Here is a 16,167-nt window from a genome sequence, read left to right on the forward strand (position 1 = left end):
AATCCGAATACACCCGATGAAAGCCATCCGATCCATTCGCGGGATGCACGACATCCTGCCCGACAGCGTTCACCTGTGGCAGCACCTCGAGGACCAGTTGCGTGACCTGCTGACGCGCTACGGTTACCGCGAGATCCGCATGCCGCTGGTGGAGGCCACGGAGCTGTTCGCGCGATCCATCGGCGATGTCACCGACATCGTGGAGAAGGAGATGTACACCTTCGAGGACCGCAACGGTGACAGCCTGAGCCTGCGCCCGGAGGCCACGGCGAGTTGCGTGCGCGCCGGCATCCAGCACGGGCTGCTGCACAACCAGGTTCAGCGGCTGTGGTACATGGGGCCGATGTTCCGCCACGAGCGTCCGCAGAAAGGGCGTTATCGCCAGTTCCATCAGGTCGGAGTCGAGGTGTTCGGACTGCCGGGGCCGGACATCGATGCCGAGGTCCTGGCGATGACCGCGCGTCTGTGGCGCATGCTCGGTCTGAGCAACGTGCGCCTCGAGCTCAACACGCTGGGAACCCCGGAATGCCGCGCGCAGTATCGGGAGCACCTCATCGCGCACTTCGAGGCCCATCGGGAGCAGCTGGACGAAGAGGCCCGCAACCGGCTGTACGACAACCCGATGCGCATCCTCGACAGCAAGGATCCGGGGACCCGCGAGGTGGTGGCCACGGCCCCGTCGCTGATGGACCATCTGGACGCGGAATCGCGGGCGCATTTCGATGCGCTCTGCGGTCACCTGGATGCGCTGGGCATTGCCTGGGAGCACAACCCGCGTCTCGTGCGCGGGCTGGACTACTACACCCATACGGTGTTCGAGTGGATCACCGACGAGCTGGGGGCGCAGGGTACGGTGTGCGCCGGTGGCCGTTACGATGGCCTGGTGGAGCAGCTGGGTGGACGCGGGACGCCGGCAATCGGCATGGCCATGGGACTGGAACGCCTGGTGGCCCTGCTGGAGGCCCGCGAAGACGCGCCGGCGGCCGGGGTGCCGGACGCCTATCTGGTGGTGCCGGATACGGAACAGACGGGCGAAGCGCTGCGACTGGCCGAGGAACTTCGCGAGGCGCGTCCCGATCTGCAACTGGTACAGCACTGCGGCGGTGGCAGCATGAAATCGCAGATGAAACGCGCGGACCGGCTGGGGGCGCGCGTGGCGCTGGTACTGGGGCCCGACGAGGCCGCGGCGGGCACCGTGACCGTCAAGCCGTTGCGCGGCGAGGGCGGCGAACAGCAGACCGTGGCGCGTGCCGATCTGTCCGCGCATATGGACACCGCCCTGCAATCCTGAAGGAATACCTGACATGAGTTATCTCACCGACGAAGAAAAGGCGGAACGGATCAAGCAGTGGTGGTCCGACAACGGCATGGCGGTCATCGCCGGGCTGGTACTCGGGATCGCCGGGCTGTTCGGCTACAACTGGTGGAGCGGTCAGCAGGCCGAACGTGCCGAGCAGGCCTCGGAGATGTACCAGGCGCTGCAGTTCAGCATGCGCGCCGGCCAGTACGAGCAGGCCGACGAAATGGCCCGGCAACTGATCGAACATGGCGGGCGCACGCCCTACGTGGCGCTGGCCTGGGCCCATCGCGCCGAGGTCGCGCTGGCCGGTGGCGAGCAAGAGGCCGCGGTGGCCGCCCTGCGCGAGGCCGTGGACGCCGCCCCGGATGACGGCCATCGTGCGCTGTTCCGTCTGCGGCTGGTGCGTCAGCTCATCCGGACCGAGGCCCTGGACGAAGCCGCATCGGTCCTCGCCACCGTCGAGCACGATGCATTCCGCGGCCTGCGGCTGGAACTCGACGGGGATCTGGCACGTGCCCGGGGTGACCACGACACCGCACGCGAGCGCTACCGCGAGGCCCTGGACGCCGGCCACAGCCCGGAATACCTGCAACTGAAATTCGAGGATCTCTCCGCGTGAGGACGCCCGCCGACATGGATCATTTCGCGAAAATACGCTACGCCCTGCAGTGGTTCGCGGTGGCGGGCCTGGCACTGTCACTGAGTGCCTGTGGCCTGTTTTCCCGGGATGAGAGCGAGCCTCCGGCGGAACTGACCGATTTCGAAGTGCGCGGCGAACCCTCCGAACGCTGGTCAGCCTCGCTGGGGCGGGGCGGGGATCGCTTCCTCTGGGAAGTCTATCCGGCGATCGAGGACGACCGGGTGTTCGCGGCCGGCGCGGATGGCCGGATCGTGGCGCACGACCGGGAATCCGGCGCCCGCGCCTGGCAGACGCGACTGGACGACGTGCGCATCGCTTCGGGCGTGGGCGTCGGCGAGGGCATCGTGGTTGTGGGGACCCTGGAAGGTCTGGCGATTGCGGTGAGCGATGACGGCGAAGGCGAGCGCTGGCGGAATCAGCTCTCCAGCGAAGTCATCGGGATCTCGGAGGTCGCGTCGGGAATGGTGATCGCGCGCACCAATGACGGTCGGCTGCACGCCATGGACGCGGCAACCGGTGCGGTGCAGTGGACCGCGCTGCGGACCACGCCGGCACTGAGTCTGCGCGGGGCGCATGTGCCGCAGATCGTGGGCGGGCGCGTGCTGGCCGGCTTTGATGACGGTCGGCTGATGATGCTGGGCCTCACCCGCGGCAACACCCTGTGGGAGGCGACCCTGGGCGTGCCCACCGGCCGCTCCGAGGTCGAGCGCATGGTGGACGTGGATGGTCATATTCCGGTCTACCGCGGTGCGGCGCTGGGTGTCAGCTACCAGGGGCGCATGGCCGCGGTGGATCTCAATTCCGGCGAGCTCTACTGGGACCGGGAGTTCTCGTCCTATCAGGGCGGGGATGTCTCGATCAGCCGCAACGTGATGGTGGTCAGCGACGCCGACAGCCACGTGCGCGCGGTGGATCCGCGCAACGGCGGGGATCTGTGGGAAAACGCGGGTCTGCGCCTGCGCGGGGTGACCGCGCCGGTGATTCACGAGGGTTACGCCATCGTCGGCGATTTCGAGGGCTACCTGCACTGGCTCGACCTGGAAGACGGCGAATTCGCCGCCCGCACCCGCGTGGCGCGCGGCGCCGTGGTGGCACGGCCGGTGCTGGAGGGCGATACCCTGTACGTGATCACCGACAACGGTCGGCTGACCGCGATCGACGCGCGCATCGACGAGGACGCCTGATCCCCTCATGATCCCCGTCATCGCGCTGGTCGGCCGCCCGAATGTGGGCAAGTCGACGCTGTTCAATCAGCTCACCCGCTCGCGCGACGCGCTGGTCGCGGACATGCCCGGTCTGACCCGCGACCGCCAGTACGGAATCGGCCGGGTGGGCGAGTTTCCCTACATGGTGGTGGACACCGGTGGCCTGTCCGGCGAGGAAGAAGGGGTCGACCGGGCCATGGCCGAACAGACCCGCCGCGCGGTCGCCGAGGCCGATCACGTGCTGTTCCTGGTGGATGCGCGTGACGGCCTGACGCCGCAGGACGAGGCGATCGCCGAGCAGCTGCGTGCCAGTGGCGTGCGTGCCCGGGTCATCGTCAACAAGACCGACGGCCTGGATGCCGACGTGGTCAGCGCGGAGTTCCACGCCCTGGCCCTGGGCGATGTCACCCCGATCGCCGCGGCCCACGGTCGCGGCGTGCGCGGCCTGATGCAGGCCGTGCGGGAAGACGTGGCCCGGGATCGGGAAGCGGCGGGTGGTGAAGGCGAGGGCGCCGGCGACGGCCTCGACGTGGACGCCCAGCAGGCCGCGCTGGACGACTGGCCGGGTATCCGTGTTGCGGTGGTGGGGCGGCCCAATGCCGGCAAGTCCACCCTGGTCAACCGCATCCTCGGGGATGAACGGGTGGTCGCCACCGACGTGGCGGGCACCACCCGCGACAGCATCTTCGTGCCGTTCACGCGCGAGGACCAGGACTACACCCTGATCGACACTGCGGGGGTGCGGCGCCGCGCCCGGGTCCACGAGACCGTCGAGAAGTTCAGCGTGGTCAAGACCCTGCAGGCGATCGAGGCCGCGCACGTGGTGATCATGGTGATTGATGCCCGTGCCGGCCTGTCGGATCAGGACGCCCACCTGCTGGGGCTGGTGATCGATGCCGGCCGTGCGCTGGTGGTGGCCGTGAACAAGTGGGACGGCATGGACCCGGACGATCGTGAGTGGGTCCGGTCCGAGATGCAGCGTCGTCTCGGCTTCGTCGATTACGCGCGCATGCGCCTGATCTCGGCCCTGCACGGCACCAACGTCGGGCACCTGCTGGACGACGTGCGCGAGGCCCACGCCAGTGCGTTCGTGGACATCTCCACCCCGGAGCTGACCCGGTTGCTGGAAGCCGCGGTGGCCGAGCATGCGCCGCCGCTGGTCAGCGGGCGGCGGATCAAGCTGCGCTATGCGCACCAGGGCGGGCAGAACCCGCCGGTGATCGTGGTCCACGGCAATCAGACCGACCGTCTGCCCGGGGCCTACAAGCGCTATCTGGAGAACTTCTTCCGCCGTCAGCTGAAGCTGGTGGGGACGCCCCTGCGGCTGGAGTTCCGTTCCGGAAAGAACCCCTATGCCGGCCGGCGCAACAAGCTTACGCCGCGCCAGCAGCAGAAACGCAAAAGGTTGATGCGTCATGTCCGCAAGCGCTGAGCCCGCCCTGTCGGATTTTGCGCAGGTGGTCGAGCCGTTCCGCGTGATGGACATCCTCGACCGTGCCCAGGCGGCCGAGCGCGCCGGCCGCGACATCATCCATCTGGAGGTCGGCGAGCCGGATTTCGTGACCCCGCGCGGCGTGGTGTCCGCCGGCGAGATCGCCCTGGCCGCCGGGGAAACCCGCTACACGCCGGCGCACGGGCGCGAGAACCTGCGGCGGGCGATCGCGCAGGACTACCGCAACCGCCACGCGGCCGAACTGGACCCGGAACGGGTCGTGGTCACGTCCGGGGCCTCGGCGGCCATCCTGCTGGCGCTGGCGGCCGGCGTGAACCCCGGGGAGGAGGTGCTGCTGCCGGACCCGGGCTACGCCTGCAACCGGCAGTTCGTCGCGGCCCGGGGCGCGCGGCCCCGGCCCCTGGTGGTGTCGGCCGAGGACGCCTGGCAGCCGACCGCCGACGCGGTAGCCGCGGCCTGGAGCGACACGACCCGCGCCGTGCTGCTGGCGTCGCCGGCCAACCCCACCGGCACCTGCCTGTCGCGCGAGACCCTCGCGGAGATCGTGGCGGTGGTGGAGGCCCGCGGGGGGCTGGTGATCATGGACGAGATCTACGGCCAGCTGGTGTTCGGAGAGCCCGAGCGCAGTGCCGCAGCGCTGCACCCGAACGTGGTCGTGATCAACAGCTTCTCCAAGTATTTCGCCATGACCGGCTGGCGCCTGGGCTGGATGGTGGTGCCGCCGTCGTGGGTCGATCCGGTCCGCCGTCTGGCGCAGAATTTGTTCGTGGCGCCTTCCAGCGTGGCCCAGGCGGCGGCGATGTTCGCGTTCGAACCGGACACCGAAGCGGAACTGCAGCAGCGGGTGCGCGAACTCGAAAGCCGTCGCGACTTCCTGCTGCAGGCCCTGCCGGAACTCGGCCTGGTGGTGCGTGCACGTCCCGAAGGGGCGTTCTACATCTACGCCGACTGCAGTGCTCACGGCGCGGATTCCGAGGCGCTGTGTGCCCGCATCCTCGACGAGGCGGGCGTGGCGCTGACGCCGGGGACCGATTTCAGTCCATCCGATGGCGCGCGCCATCTGCGCATCGCCTATACCCAGAGCGAGGCCCGGCTGCGCGAGGCGGTGGAGCGCCTGCGCGGCGTGCTGACCTGACCCGGGCGTAGAACCGGGCCCGGCTCCGGGTCAGGCCGGATCCGGTTCCTGCAGCGCCGCGAGCGCGGTGCCCCGCGCCAGACGGGCGGTACCGACCGCAGCCTCGTCGTCCGCCGCCATGCTTACTTCGACCCCTAGGATGCGCGCCCGGATCCGGCTCCAGGCGGCGCTGCGCGCGCCACCGCCGAGGGTCACCACGCGCTGCAGCGCGGGCGCGCCCAGTTCCCGCAACCGTGCATAGCCATCGCGCTCGATGCGCGCGATCCCTTCGAACAGCCCCTGCAGAAAGAGCGCATCGTCCGTCGGGCGGGGCTCCATGCGGGGCGGCAGATCCGGATCGTTGACGGGGAAGCGTTCGCCGGGGCCGGGCAGCGGGAGATAGTCCAGGCCGCTGTCGCGCTCCGGATCCAGGGCCGCACCCAGCCGCTCCAGGTCTGCATCGTCGAAGAACTGCTGCAGCACGGCCCCGCCGCTGTGCGATGCGCCGCCGGCCAGCCAGCGATCCCCCAGACGGTGGCTGTACACCCCCAGTTGCGGCGCGAACAGCGGCCGCGGAGAGAGCTGCTTGAGCGCCAGCGTCGAGCCCAGGCTGGTGACGCCCGTGGCGGTATCCGCGACCCCGGCGGCGAGGAAACCGGCGATCGAGTCGGTGGTGCCCGCGACTACCCGCGAGGCCGGATTCAGGCCGAGGTTCGCGGCCAGGTCCGGGTCCACCGGGCCCAGCGGGGTGCCCGCCGGCACCACCTCGGGCAGCAGGCCGGTCTCGTCGCCGAGCTCGCAGAGCAGCCATTCCGGCCAGCGGCGCCGGACCACGTCGTAGCCCAGCTTGAGGGCATTGTTCTCGTCCATGCGGTCGTAGCGCCCGCGCAGGCGGCCGGCCAGCCAGTCGGCCGGGTGCAGCACGCGGCGCACGCCGGAGAGCCCGTGCTCGCCGCGCAGCCACAGGAGCTTGGCGGCGGAACTGGAGGCCGAGTGGACCGCGGCCTCGGGCGGGGCCAGGCGTGCCAGGCGGGGCACTGCCGGGGCCGCCCGGCGGTCGTCGTACATCAGCGCCGGGTGGAGCGGGTGGCCCTGTTCGTCGGTACAGAGCAGGGTGCCCGAGGTGCCGTCCACGGCGATGGCGGCGGGTTCACCCTCCAGGCCGTCGGTCAGTTCTGCCAGCACCCCCTGCAGCGCATCCCACCAGTGCTCCGGCTCATGTTCGTGCAGTGGACCGTCATGCCGGATACCGGCGGGTGCCAGCGCGCGGCTGGCGGTGGCGCGGCGCCCTCCGTCGGGGTCCAGCAGCACGCCGCGCACCCCCGAGGTGCCGACGTCCAGTCCGATGGCCCGGGGCGGGTGCACGGCGATGTCAGTATTCGGTGCCCTGCGGGCTGCGCGTCGGCGGCGGCAGGGTCACGCTCTCCGGCGGCGTCCAGCCCTCCTGACGGTGTTCCGCGACCACCGTGGTGTAGATCCCGCCGCGCACGTAGAAATTGGCGGTCAGGCGCATGAACCGCGGATCGGTCGCGGCCACCAGGTCGTTGAGGATCTGGTTGGTTACGGCCTCGTGGAACGCCCCTTCGTTGCGGAACGACCACATGTAGTTCTTCAGCGACTTCAGCTCCACGCAGCGCTGGTCCGCCACGTACTGCAGGTGCAGCTCGGCGAAGTCCGGCTGCCCCGTCGCCGGGCACAGGCAGGTGAACTCCGGGATCCGGATGTAGATCGCGAAGTTGTTGTCCGGGGAGGGGTTGTCGAAGGTGTCCAGGGTCTTGCTCGGCTGGCTGGGCATGAATGCGTTCTCGTGTTTCGGCTGTTTTAGCGTGCGCGGTTGGAGAAGCGGGTCGCGCGCGAGTTCCCGTCGGGGTCACGTTCGACCTGTAAGCGTGTACCATTCTACGCCCGTACACCCCAGGCTGCGGAACACCCAGGATACCGACGTGCGCCTTGCCCGAATCAAGCTGGCCGGCTTCAAGTCCTTCGTGGACCCCACCACCCTGGTGCTGCCCGGCAACCGGGTAGGCGTGGTGGGGCCCAACGGCTGCGGCAAGTCGAACACCATCGATGCCGTGCGCTGGGTGATGGGCGAATCCTCGGCCAAGCATCTGCGCGGGGATTCCGGCGAGGACGTGATCTTCAACGGCTCCTCCAGCCGCAAGCCCGTGGGACAGGCCAGCATCGAACTGGTGTTCGACAACTCCGAAGGGCGACTGGGCGGCGAATACAGCGCTTACACCGAGATCGCGGTCAAGCGCGCGCTTACCCGCGACGGGCAATCGAAGTACTACCTGAACGGCCATCGCGCGCGCAAGCGTGACATCGTGGATCTGTTCCTGGGTACCGGCCTGGGGCCGCGCAGCTACGCCATCATCGAGCAGGGCATGATCGCGCGGCTGATCGAGGCGCGTCCGGAGGACCTGCGCACCTATCTGGAAGAGGCGGCCGGGATCTCCAAATACAAGGAACGCCGGCGCGAGACCGAGAACCGCGTGCGCCACACGCGCGAAAACCTGGAGCGCCTGGATGACCTGCGCGAGGAGGTGGGCAAGCAGGCGGAGCGGCTGAACCGACAGGCGGCGACCGCGGAGCGCTACCAGCAGCTGGCCGCGGATCGCCGGCGCAAGCGGGCCGAGGCGATCCTGCTGCGGCTGCAGGCGGAAGAGGCCGCGCTGGAAAGCCGCCGCGCCGAGCTGTCCGCCGCCGAGACCGAACTCGCCCGGCTGCAGGCCGAGGCACAGAACGCGCGCACCCGCTCCGAGACCCTGCGTCAGCAGCGCGTGGACCGCGAGGCGGCAGTGTCCGAGGCGCAGAGCGCGTACTACGACCGCGCCGCCGAGGTATCGCGCCTGGAGCAGTCGATTCGCCATGCCGAGGCTGAACTGGAGCGCGAGACGCGCGAACTGGAGGACCTGGACACGCGCATCCGCACGGCGGGCGAGCAGCAGGATGCGGTGGCCGGGCGCATCCGCGAGGCGGAGCGCGAATGCGAGCGCCTGCGCGAAGCGCTGGAGAATGCGGAACGCGAACAGCAGCGCCTGGAGGCCGCCGCCGAGGAGGCCGAACAGGCAGACCAGGCGGCGCGCGAGGCCCAGCAGGAATGGGAGCGCAACCTGGCCGAACCGCGTCAGGCCGCACAGGTGGCCCGTTCGCGGATGGACAGCGCCGAACAGACCCGCCAGCGCCTCGCGCGCCGGCGCGAGAAGCTGGAATCCGAAAAGGCCGCGCTGCCGCAGACCCATCCGGGCGAGGAGGCCGAGCGCGTGGAGGGCGAGCTCGCCGGACTGCGCGAGGCCCTGGAGGCGGAGCAGGCGCGCAGCACCGAGGCGCGCGCCGAGCTGGAACGTCTGGAGGCGGAGCAGGCGGAGGAACAGGAACAGGCCCATGCCGTGGAGCGCGAGCACCGCGAGGTGGCCGGGCGCCTGGCCGGGCTGGAATCCTTCGGTGGCGAGGCCGATCCCGAGGCGACTCGCAAGCAGCGCGAGGAATGGGCCCGGCGCCACGGTATCGACGCCGGCCGCCCGCTGGTCCAGGCGCTGGAGGTCGAGGACGGCTGGGATACCGCGGTGGAGGCGGTGCTGGGGAGCTGGCTGGAAGCCGAGGTGCCCGAAGGTGCCGGCGATCCCCTGGGGCTGGAGGCCGCGGCCCTGGCCGATCTGCCCGAGGCGCCGCTGCGCCGCCTGGATGGCACGGCGTCCGCCGAGCCGGTACCCGACGACAGCCTGGCCGCGCGGGTGCGCGGTCCGGCAGCCGTGCGGCGCTGGCTGGCCGGCATCTACTGCGCCGCCGATGCGCAGGCGGCGCGCGAGCGGGCCCGGGACTGTGGCCCGGGCGAGAGCGTGATCACGCCCGGCGGGACCTGGCTGGGCCCGGGCTGGCTGTCCCATGGCACGCTGGAAGCCGAAGTCAGCGGGGCGGTCGCTCGGGTGCGTCTGGCACGCGAGCTGGAGCAGCAGCGCGATGCCCTGCAGGAGCGCAGCCGGGCGCTGGAGGCTTCACTGGCGGGGCGCAGGGAGCGCATCGGCGCGGCGCGCGAGGCCCGCGACGCGGTGGACGCGCGGATCGCGGAACAGCGCAAGCAGGTGCAGGAGGGCGAGAACCGCGTGCAGCGGCTGCACGATCAGGCGCGGCAACTGGAACAGCAGCAGGCGCGCATCGACCGCGAGCTGGAAGAGGTCGCCGAGGAGGACGAACGCGTACGCACTCAGTTCGACGAGGCCGAGGCCGAACGCAATCGGGCACTCGAGCGTCTGGAGGGTCTGGAGGCCGATCGGGAAGCCGTGGAGGCCCGCGTGGCCGCGACCCGCGAGGCCCTTCAGCAGGCACGCGAGCAGGCCCGTGCGGCACGCGATGCCGCGGGCAAGGCACGCCTGGCCGAGCAGGAGGCGCGCCATCGGCTGGAGCGCGAACAGAGCGAGCGGGAACGCCTGGAACGCCAGCTGAGCGAGGATCGCGAGCGTCAGGAACGCCTGCGCGAGGGTCTGGAGGGCCGGCGTGCCCCGCTGGAACAGTGGAAGAAGGACCTGCAGGCGGCGGCCGAGGCGCGCCAGGCGGCCGAGAGCGCGCTGACCGCCGCGCGCGGCCAGCTGGACGAGTGCGATCATGCCCTGCGCGAGGTGGCCGGCGAGCTGACGGAACTGGAACAGCGGGTCGAGCAGCAGCGTTCCACCTGCGAGGAATACCGGCTGGACCAGCGTTCACGGGCCACGCAGCTGGAACAGCTGCGCGAACAGCTGCAGGAATCCGGATTCGACGCGCGCGAGCTGGCGGCCGAGCTGCCGGAAGACGCCGGCGTGGAGGCATGGGACCGGGCGATCGCCGAGCTGGACCGGGCGATCGAGAAGCTCGGGCCGATCAACCTGGCGGCGATCGACGAGGCCCGCGAGCTGGAAGAACGCCAGCGCTATCTGGAGGAACAGCACGCCGATCTGATCGAGGCGCTGGAGACCCTGGAGGCGGCGATGCAGCGCATCGACCGCGAGACCCGCACGCTGTTCCGCGAGACCTTCGACAAGGTCAACGCCGGGCTGGGGGAGAAATTCCAGCGCCTGTTCGGCGGCGGCGAGGCGCGCCTGGAGATGACCGGCGACGACCTGCTGGATACCGGCGTGGCGATTATGGCGCGTCCGCCGGGCAAGCGCCTGTCCACCATCCATCTGATGTCCGGGGGTGAGAAGGCGCTCACGGCTTCGGCGCTGGTATTCGCCATCTTCGAGCTGAATCCGGCACCCTTCTGCATGCTGGACGAGGTGGATGCGCCGCTGGACGAGGCCAACGTGGGGCGTTTCGGCGAGCTCCTGCGGGAGATGTCGGAGCGGATCCAGTTCATCTTTATCACCCACAACAAGTCGACCATGTCCATGGCGGAACAGCTGATCGGCGTTACCATGCACGAACCGGGCGTGTCGCGTCTGGTCAGTGTGGACGTCGACGAGGCCGTGGAAATGGCCGGGGCCTGACGGCGCCGGGCGCAACGAGCGAGGAATTTTCGTGGACTGGATGCGGTTGAGTCTGCTGCTGCTGGGAATCGTCCTGATCGCGGGGATCTGGATCACGCACCGCATGCGCACGCGTGCGCGCGAGCGTGACGAGGCCGATGACGCCGGCGACTGGGCCGATGATGCGGTGCATATCCGTGCCGGCGCGCCCGATCCGCTGGACGAGGGCCCCCGGGTGACCGGCGGACGGCGCGAGCCGCATCTCGGCGTGACCTCACCGGGCCCGGATGCGGAGCCCGATCCGGATGATCCGTTCGAGGCCGCGCCGCGCGGGTCGACCTCCGCGCAGGAACCGGTCAACGACATCTACGGCGTGCTGGAAGACGAAGAGCCCGGCGCCGGGGCCGCCGACCATGGTGCGTCCGGCCCGCGCGGGTTCGAGACCGATTACGGCGGCGACCTGCGGGCGGCGCCCGAGCCCGACCCCGACCCCGAGTCCGGGCGCGGGACGGCCCCGGCGTCCCAGCGTCGCCGGAATGCGAAGCCGTCGCCGATGGAACGCCTGATCGCCGTCACTCGCCAGGGTCTGGATGCCGTGCGCGCGCGCATGCCGGGAGCCGGACGCAAGTCGCGTGGCCCGGTCGGCGAACGCCTGGACCCGGACCACGAGGTGGATCCCGATCTGATCGAGGAGCCGGACCGGCCGGATCCGGAATCGCTGGGCGAATACGTGTCCGATCCGTGGAAGGCGGGCGAGAACCCGCGCGCCGCGTCGGCGTCGCTGCAGGAGAAGATTCTCCTGCTGCACGTGGTCGCGCCCCGGAACAAGCCGTTCACCGGCGTGGCGCTGGGCGCCGCGCTGGAGCGCGCGGGCCTCAAGCCCGGGGCGATGGACATCTACCACTACCATGAACCCGAGAGCGACAAACGACAGCCGCTGTTCTCGGTGGCCAACATGGTGGCGCCCGGGACCCTGCGTGACGAGGACCTGGCGGACATGATGACCCCCGGCGTCACCCTGTTCACCCAGGTGCACTACAGTGCCCATCCGCAGCGCGCGTTCGAGGCACTGCTGGAGAACGCGCACGCGCTGGCACGCGACCTCGGGGGCACCATCCTGGACGCGCAACAGTCGACGGCGACGAACCAGACCCTGGCGCACATGCGCGAGGACCTGAACCAGTGGCTGCTGCGCAACCGGCCCGACATCCTCCGGCGCGGGAGGACGCAATGAGCGCCGACCGCGAGCGCCTGGAGGCGCTGCGCCGACAGATCGAACACCACAACCGGCGCTATTACGTCCACGACGACCCGGAGATCTCGGACGCCGAATATGACGAACTCCTGCGCGAGCTGGAGGCGCTGGAGGCCGCGCACCCCGAATGGATCACCCCGGACTCGCCGACTCAGCGCGTGGGCGCGCAGCCGGCCGAGGGCTTCGCGACGGTGCGCCACCGGCTGCCGATGCTGTCGCTGGCCAACGGCTTCGAGCCCGGGGAGATTCACGACTTCGACCGGCGGGTGCGCGAACGCCTGGCGCGCGACACCGGTGATCCCGCACGCGCCGAACAGGCCGTCACCTACATGGCCGAGCCCAAGCTGGACGGGCTGGCGATCTCGCTGCTGTTCGAAGACGGAGTGCTGGTGCGCGCCGCCACCCGCGGCGACGGCGAAACCGGCGAGGACGTGACGGCCAACATGCGCACGGTGCGCCCGGTGCCGCTGCGCCTGGATCCGGCCGGGGCGCAGGCCGTGGGCGGGGCGATCCCGGCCGTGCTGGAGGTGCGCGGCGAGGTGTTCATGCGCCGGGCGGATTTCCTGCGCCTCAACGAGGGGCTGGAGGCCGAGGGGCAGCGCGGTTTCATGAACCCGCGCAACGCCGCCGCCGGCAGCCTGCGCCAGCTCGACCCCAAGGTGACGGCCCGGCGCCCGCTCAGTTTCTTTGCCTATTCCGTGGGCCATGTCGAGGGCGGGGCGCTGCCGGGGCGGCAGTCGGCGGTGCTGGACGCCCTGCGTGATCTCGGCCTGCCGGTGTGTCCCGAACGCCGCGTGGTGACCGGGGTGGAGGGCTGCCTGGGCTATTACGACGAGCTGGCCGCGCGGCGGCGCGATCTGGATTACGAGATCGACGGCATCGTGTACAAGGTGGACGATCTGGCCGACCAGCAGGTGCTGGGGTTCGTGTCGCGGGCCCCGCGGTGGGCGATCGCGCACAAGTTCCCGGCCGAGGAACGCACCACCACGCTGCGCGATGTCGAGTTCAACGTGGGGCGCACGGGGGCCCTGACGCCGGTGGCGCGGCTGGAGCCGGTGCTGGTGGGCGGGGTGATGGTGTCCAACGCCGGCCTGCACAACATGGACGAGGTGGAGCGCAAGGATATCCGCATCGGCGACCGCGTGATCGTGCGCCGCGCCGGGGACGTGATCCCCGAGGTGGTGGGTCGCGCCGGAGGCGAGCGGCCGGCGGAGACCCGCGCGATCGAACTCCCGGCCACCTGCCCGGAATGTGGCTCGCATGTGGAACGGCCCGAGGGCGAGGTGGTGGCGCGCTGCACCGGCGGGCTGGTCTGTCCGGCGCAGCGGCGCGAGGCGCTCAAGCACTTCGTGTCGCGTCGCGCCATGGACATCGAGGGCTTCGGCGAGAAGCTGATCGAGCAGCTGGTCGACAGCGGCCGGGTACGCACCCCGGCGGAGTTGTTCGCGCTGGATACGGAGACCCTGCAGCAGCTGGAACGGGTGGGGCCGAAACTGGCCGACAACCTGGTGCGCGCGCTGGAGACCGCGCGCGAGACCACGCTGGCGCGCTTCATCTTCGCCCTCGGCATCCGCGAGGTCGGCGAAGTCACCGCGCAGGCCCTGGCCGCGCATTTCCGTGACCTGGATGCCCTGATGGCGGCGGATGCCGAGACCCTGCAGTCGATCCCGGACGTGGGGCCGGTGGTGGCCGAACACATCGTGCATTTCTTCGCCGAGCCGCATAATCGCGAGGTGGTCGAAGCCCTGCGTGCGGCCGGCGTGCACTGGCCGGTGCCGGAGCCGTCCCCGGCCTCCCCCGGTGACGCCGGGGACGAGGCCGCGCAGGCCCCGCTGGCGGGGCGCACGTTCGTGCTGACCGGCACGCTTGAGGAGATGACCCGCGACGAGGCGCGTGCGCGTCTGGAGGCGCTGGGCGCGAAGATCACCGGCTCGGTGTCGAAGAAGACCAGCGCGGTCATCGCCGGCGCCGACCCCGGATCCAAGGTCGCGAAGGCCGAATCCCTGGGCGTCCCGGTGCTGGGCCCGGAGGAACTGCCGCGGCTGCTGGCGGGCGAGGATCTGCTGGCCGAGGAAGCCACGGAAGGAGGCAGCGCATGAGCGACGGCCTGCTGGTGACCCCGCTGCGCGACGCGGCCGCCTCGCTGGAGCGGGCGCTGGCGCAGCCGAAGGACGAGTTCATCCGCGATGCGACCATCCAGCGCTTCGAATACAGCTTCGAGCTGGCGTGGAAGCTGCTGCAGCGGCGGCTGGTCGAGGATGAGGGGCGCGAGGTGGTGATGCCGCTCAGTCGTCGGGAGCTGTTTCGTCTGGCGGCAACGCGGCGATTGATCGAGGATCCCGCGCAGTGGTTTGCCTTCCACAGGGCCCGCAACATGACCTCGCACACGTATAACGAAGCCGTGGCGGAGGAGGTGTACGAGATTGCGCGAAGCTTTCTGCCCGCCGTGCAGGCCCTGATCGAGAAGCTGGAGCATCCGGGTGGTTGACCTGACGCCCGCTCAGCGGGAGGTGGTGGAGCGTCTCGTGCACCGGCATTTGCCCGCGGGGACGCGGGTGTGGCTGTTCGGCTCGCGCGCCACCGGGTGCAGCGCGCCCGCTTCGGACCTGGACCTGCTGGTGGATGCCGGCGAGGCCCTGGATTTCGCGATCCTCGGGGAACTGGAGGCCGACCTCGCCGAGTCGGACCTGCCGTTTCCGGTGGATGTGGTGGATCTGCACCGCATATCGGAGGCGTTCGCGGCCCGCATCCGGCCCGAATGCGTGCCGCTGTCGGAGAGCGGGGCCGGGGAGGCCGGCTAGCGTCCTTCGCGCGATCGCTGTTCCAGCAGGTTCTGCATCCGGGACAGGCGTTCCTGCAGCGCGCTGGTCTCTTCGTGCAGGGCCTGGAGTTCGTTGTGCAGGGCCTTGTTTTCCTCGTGAACGCTGTCGTGGATGGCCTGCTTTTCGATTTCCACCGCGCGGTCGTGCATGCGCTGCATCGCATCCACGATGATGGCGATGAACAGGTTGAGCACGGTGAACGTGGCGATCAGGATAAACGGCACGAAGAATGCCCACGCCCAGGGGTGCTCCTCCATGACGGGGCGAGCCACGTCTTCCGACCAGCCTTCCAGCGTCATCACCTGGAACAGGCTGTACATGGTCGCGCCGAGAGTGCCGAACATCTCGGGATGCGTTTCGCGGAACAGCCCGGTGGCGATGATCGCGAACACGTAGAAGATCAGCAGCAACAGACCGATGATGGAGATGATACCCGGGATCGCGCGCAGCAGCGCCTCCACAATGAACCGCAGCTTGGGCACCAGCGAGACCAGACGCAGCAGACGCAGCACGCGCAGCACCGAGAACGGGCCGGTAGCCGGGATCAGCGCGATGCCAACGACGAAGAAATCGAACACGTTCCACGGGTTGCGCCAGAACCGCAGGCGGTAGACGAACATCTTGGTCAGGACCTCGACGGTGAAGATCGACAGGATGATCGCGTCGGCGCTGTTGATCACGGGGCCGATCGCCTGCATCACCGCATGCGAGGTTTCGAGGCCCAGGGTCAGGGCGTTCAGCAGGATCAGTCCGATGATGAAGCGCTGGGTGTAATTGGCTTCGATCAGGGCCGTCAGGCGGCCGCGCAGGGTTCCGGTCTCGGTCATGGTGGCCTGGTCGTGAAAACGAACGTATGAAGAAGCAATCGGGTGACTGCAGGGCGCGCCAAGAGTAGGCCAATCCCGCGCGCCCGGCAATGGAGCCCGGAACATGCAAGGAG

General features: G+C 70.0%; 13 protein-coding genes. 10 read left to right on the forward strand and 3 right to left on the reverse strand.

The features are described from left to right. The first annotated feature begins 16 nt into the window (after positions 1–16). From hisS to F787_RS0109010, 5 genes are read left to right on the forward strand one after another with little or no spacing between them, the layout of a single operon-like run. Complete coding sequence (gene hisS / locus F787_RS0108990; RefSeq protein WP_028491947.1) at positions 17–1,291, forward strand: histidine--tRNA ligase; 1,275 nt, start codon at positions 17–19, stop codon at positions 1,289–1,291. 13 nt (positions 1,292–1,304) lie between these two features. Beyond that, on the forward strand, positions 1,305–1,919 hold the full coding sequence (locus F787_RS0108995) for a tetratricopeptide repeat protein (protein WP_018870393.1): 615 nt from the start codon (positions 1,305–1,307) through the stop codon (positions 1,917–1,919). Between the two features lie 14 nt (positions 1,920–1,933). Further along, positions 1,934–3,124 (forward strand): outer membrane protein assembly factor BamB, encoded by a 1,191-nt coding sequence (gene bamB / locus F787_RS0109000; protein ID WP_019022490.1) that lies wholly within the window; start codon positions 1,934–1,936, stop codon positions 3,122–3,124. 7 nt (positions 3,125–3,131) lie between these two features. After that, positions 3,132–4,577, forward strand: coding sequence for a ribosome biogenesis GTPase Der (gene der, locus F787_RS0109005; protein ID WP_028491948.1), 1,446 nt, complete (start codon positions 3,132–3,134; stop codon positions 4,575–4,577). Then, positions 4,561–5,733: an aminotransferase class I/II-fold pyridoxal phosphate-dependent enzyme gene (locus F787_RS0109010; RefSeq protein ID WP_028491949.1), complete on the forward strand. Its 1,173-nt coding sequence runs from the start codon at positions 4,561–4,563 to the stop codon at positions 5,731–5,733. Before der ends, F787_RS0109010 begins: the two co-directional genes overlap by 17 nt. A gap of 30 nt (positions 5,734–5,763) precedes the next feature. Here F787_RS0109010 and F787_RS0109015 read toward each other — a convergent pair whose 3' ends face one another. Continuing rightward, entirely contained in the window at positions 5,764–7,077 is a 1,314-nt protein-coding gene (locus F787_RS0109015; RefSeq protein WP_028491950.1) for an FGGY-family carbohydrate kinase, read from the reverse strand. A gap of 7 nt (positions 7,078–7,084) precedes the next feature. Continuing rightward, entirely contained in the window at positions 7,085–7,507 is a 423-nt protein-coding gene (queF, locus tag F787_RS0109020) for a preQ(1) synthase (RefSeq protein ID WP_018870388.1), read from the reverse strand. A 148-nt stretch (positions 7,508–7,655) separates the two neighbouring features. Here queF and smc point away from each other — a divergent pair, with 148 nt between their 5' ends. Genes smc through F787_RS0109045 form a run of 5 tightly spaced genes read left to right on the forward strand, consistent with a single transcriptional unit; the run spans position 7,656 to position 15,206 of the window. After that, a complete protein-coding gene (gene smc, locus F787_RS0109025) occupies positions 7,656–11,171 on the forward strand; it encodes a chromosome segregation protein SMC (protein ID WP_028491951.1) in 3,516 nt (1,171 codons plus the stop codon). Between the two features lie 31 nt (positions 11,172–11,202). Next, positions 11,203–12,384 carry a cell division protein ZipA gene (zipA, locus tag F787_RS0109030; RefSeq protein WP_028491952.1) on the forward strand — a complete coding sequence of 394 codons (1,182 nt, stop codon included), beginning with the start codon at positions 11,203–11,205 and terminating at the stop codon, positions 12,382–12,384. Continuing rightward, a complete protein-coding gene (ligA, locus tag F787_RS0109035) occupies positions 12,381–14,504 on the forward strand; it encodes an NAD-dependent DNA ligase LigA (RefSeq protein WP_028491953.1) in 2,124 nt (707 codons plus the stop codon). Before zipA ends, ligA begins: the two co-directional genes overlap by 4 nt. After that, complete coding sequence (locus F787_RS0109040; RefSeq protein ID WP_019570767.1) at positions 14,501–14,893, forward strand: nucleotidyltransferase substrate binding protein; 393 nt, start codon at positions 14,501–14,503, stop codon at positions 14,891–14,893. Before ligA ends, F787_RS0109040 begins: the two co-directional genes overlap by 4 nt. Next, positions 14,886–15,206: a nucleotidyltransferase family protein gene (locus tag F787_RS0109045; RefSeq protein ID WP_028491954.1), complete on the forward strand. Its 321-nt coding sequence runs from the start codon at positions 14,886–14,888 to the stop codon at positions 15,204–15,206. The genes F787_RS0109040 and F787_RS0109045 overlap by 8 nt, the downstream gene beginning before the upstream one ends. Here the strand turns inward: F787_RS0109045 and F787_RS0109050 are convergent. Beyond that, a complete protein-coding gene (locus F787_RS0109050) occupies positions 15,203–16,054 on the reverse strand; it encodes an ion transporter (RefSeq protein WP_028491955.1) in 852 nt (283 codons plus the stop codon). The genes F787_RS0109045 and F787_RS0109050 overlap by 4 nt on opposite strands. Positions 16,055–16,167: the final 113 nt, after the last annotated feature.

The organism is Thioalkalivibrio sp. ALE19 (assembly GCF_000428605.1).
Taxonomy (GTDB): domain Bacteria; phylum Pseudomonadota; class Gammaproteobacteria; order Ectothiorhodospirales; family Ectothiorhodospiraceae; genus Thioalkalivibrio.

Bases quoted from the DNA above. Each gene is read 5' to 3' on its own strand.
- hisS (WP_028491947.1), top strand. From the start codon at position 17: ATGAAAGCCATCCGATCCATTCGCGGGATGCACGACATCCTGCCCGAC.
- F787_RS0108995 (WP_018870393.1), top strand. From the start codon at position 1,305: ATGAGTTATCTCACCGACGAAGAAAAGGCGGAACGGATCAAGCAGTGG.
- bamB (WP_019022490.1), top strand. From the start codon at position 1,934: ATGGATCATTTCGCGAAAATACGCTACGCCCTGCAGTGGTTCGCGGTG.
- der (WP_028491948.1), top strand. From the start codon at position 3,132: ATGATCCCCGTCATCGCGCTGGTCGGCCGCCCGAATGTGGGCAAGTCG.
- F787_RS0109010 (WP_028491949.1), top strand. From the start codon at position 4,561: ATGTCCGCAAGCGCTGAGCCCGCCCTGTCGGATTTTGCGCAGGTGGTC.
- queF (WP_018870388.1), bottom strand. From the start codon at position 7,507: ATGCCCAGCCAGCCGAGCAAGACCCTGGACACCTTCGACAACCCCTCC.
- ligA (WP_028491953.1), top strand. From the start codon at position 12,381: ATGAGCGCCGACCGCGAGCGCCTGGAGGCGCTGCGCCGACAGATCGAA.
- F787_RS0109040 (WP_019570767.1), top strand. From the start codon at position 14,501: ATGAGCGACGGCCTGCTGGTGACCCCGCTGCGCGACGCGGCCGCCTCG.
- F787_RS0109050 (WP_028491955.1), bottom strand. From the start codon at position 16,054: ATGACCGAGACCGGAACCCTGCGCGGCCGCCTGACGGCCCTGATCGAA.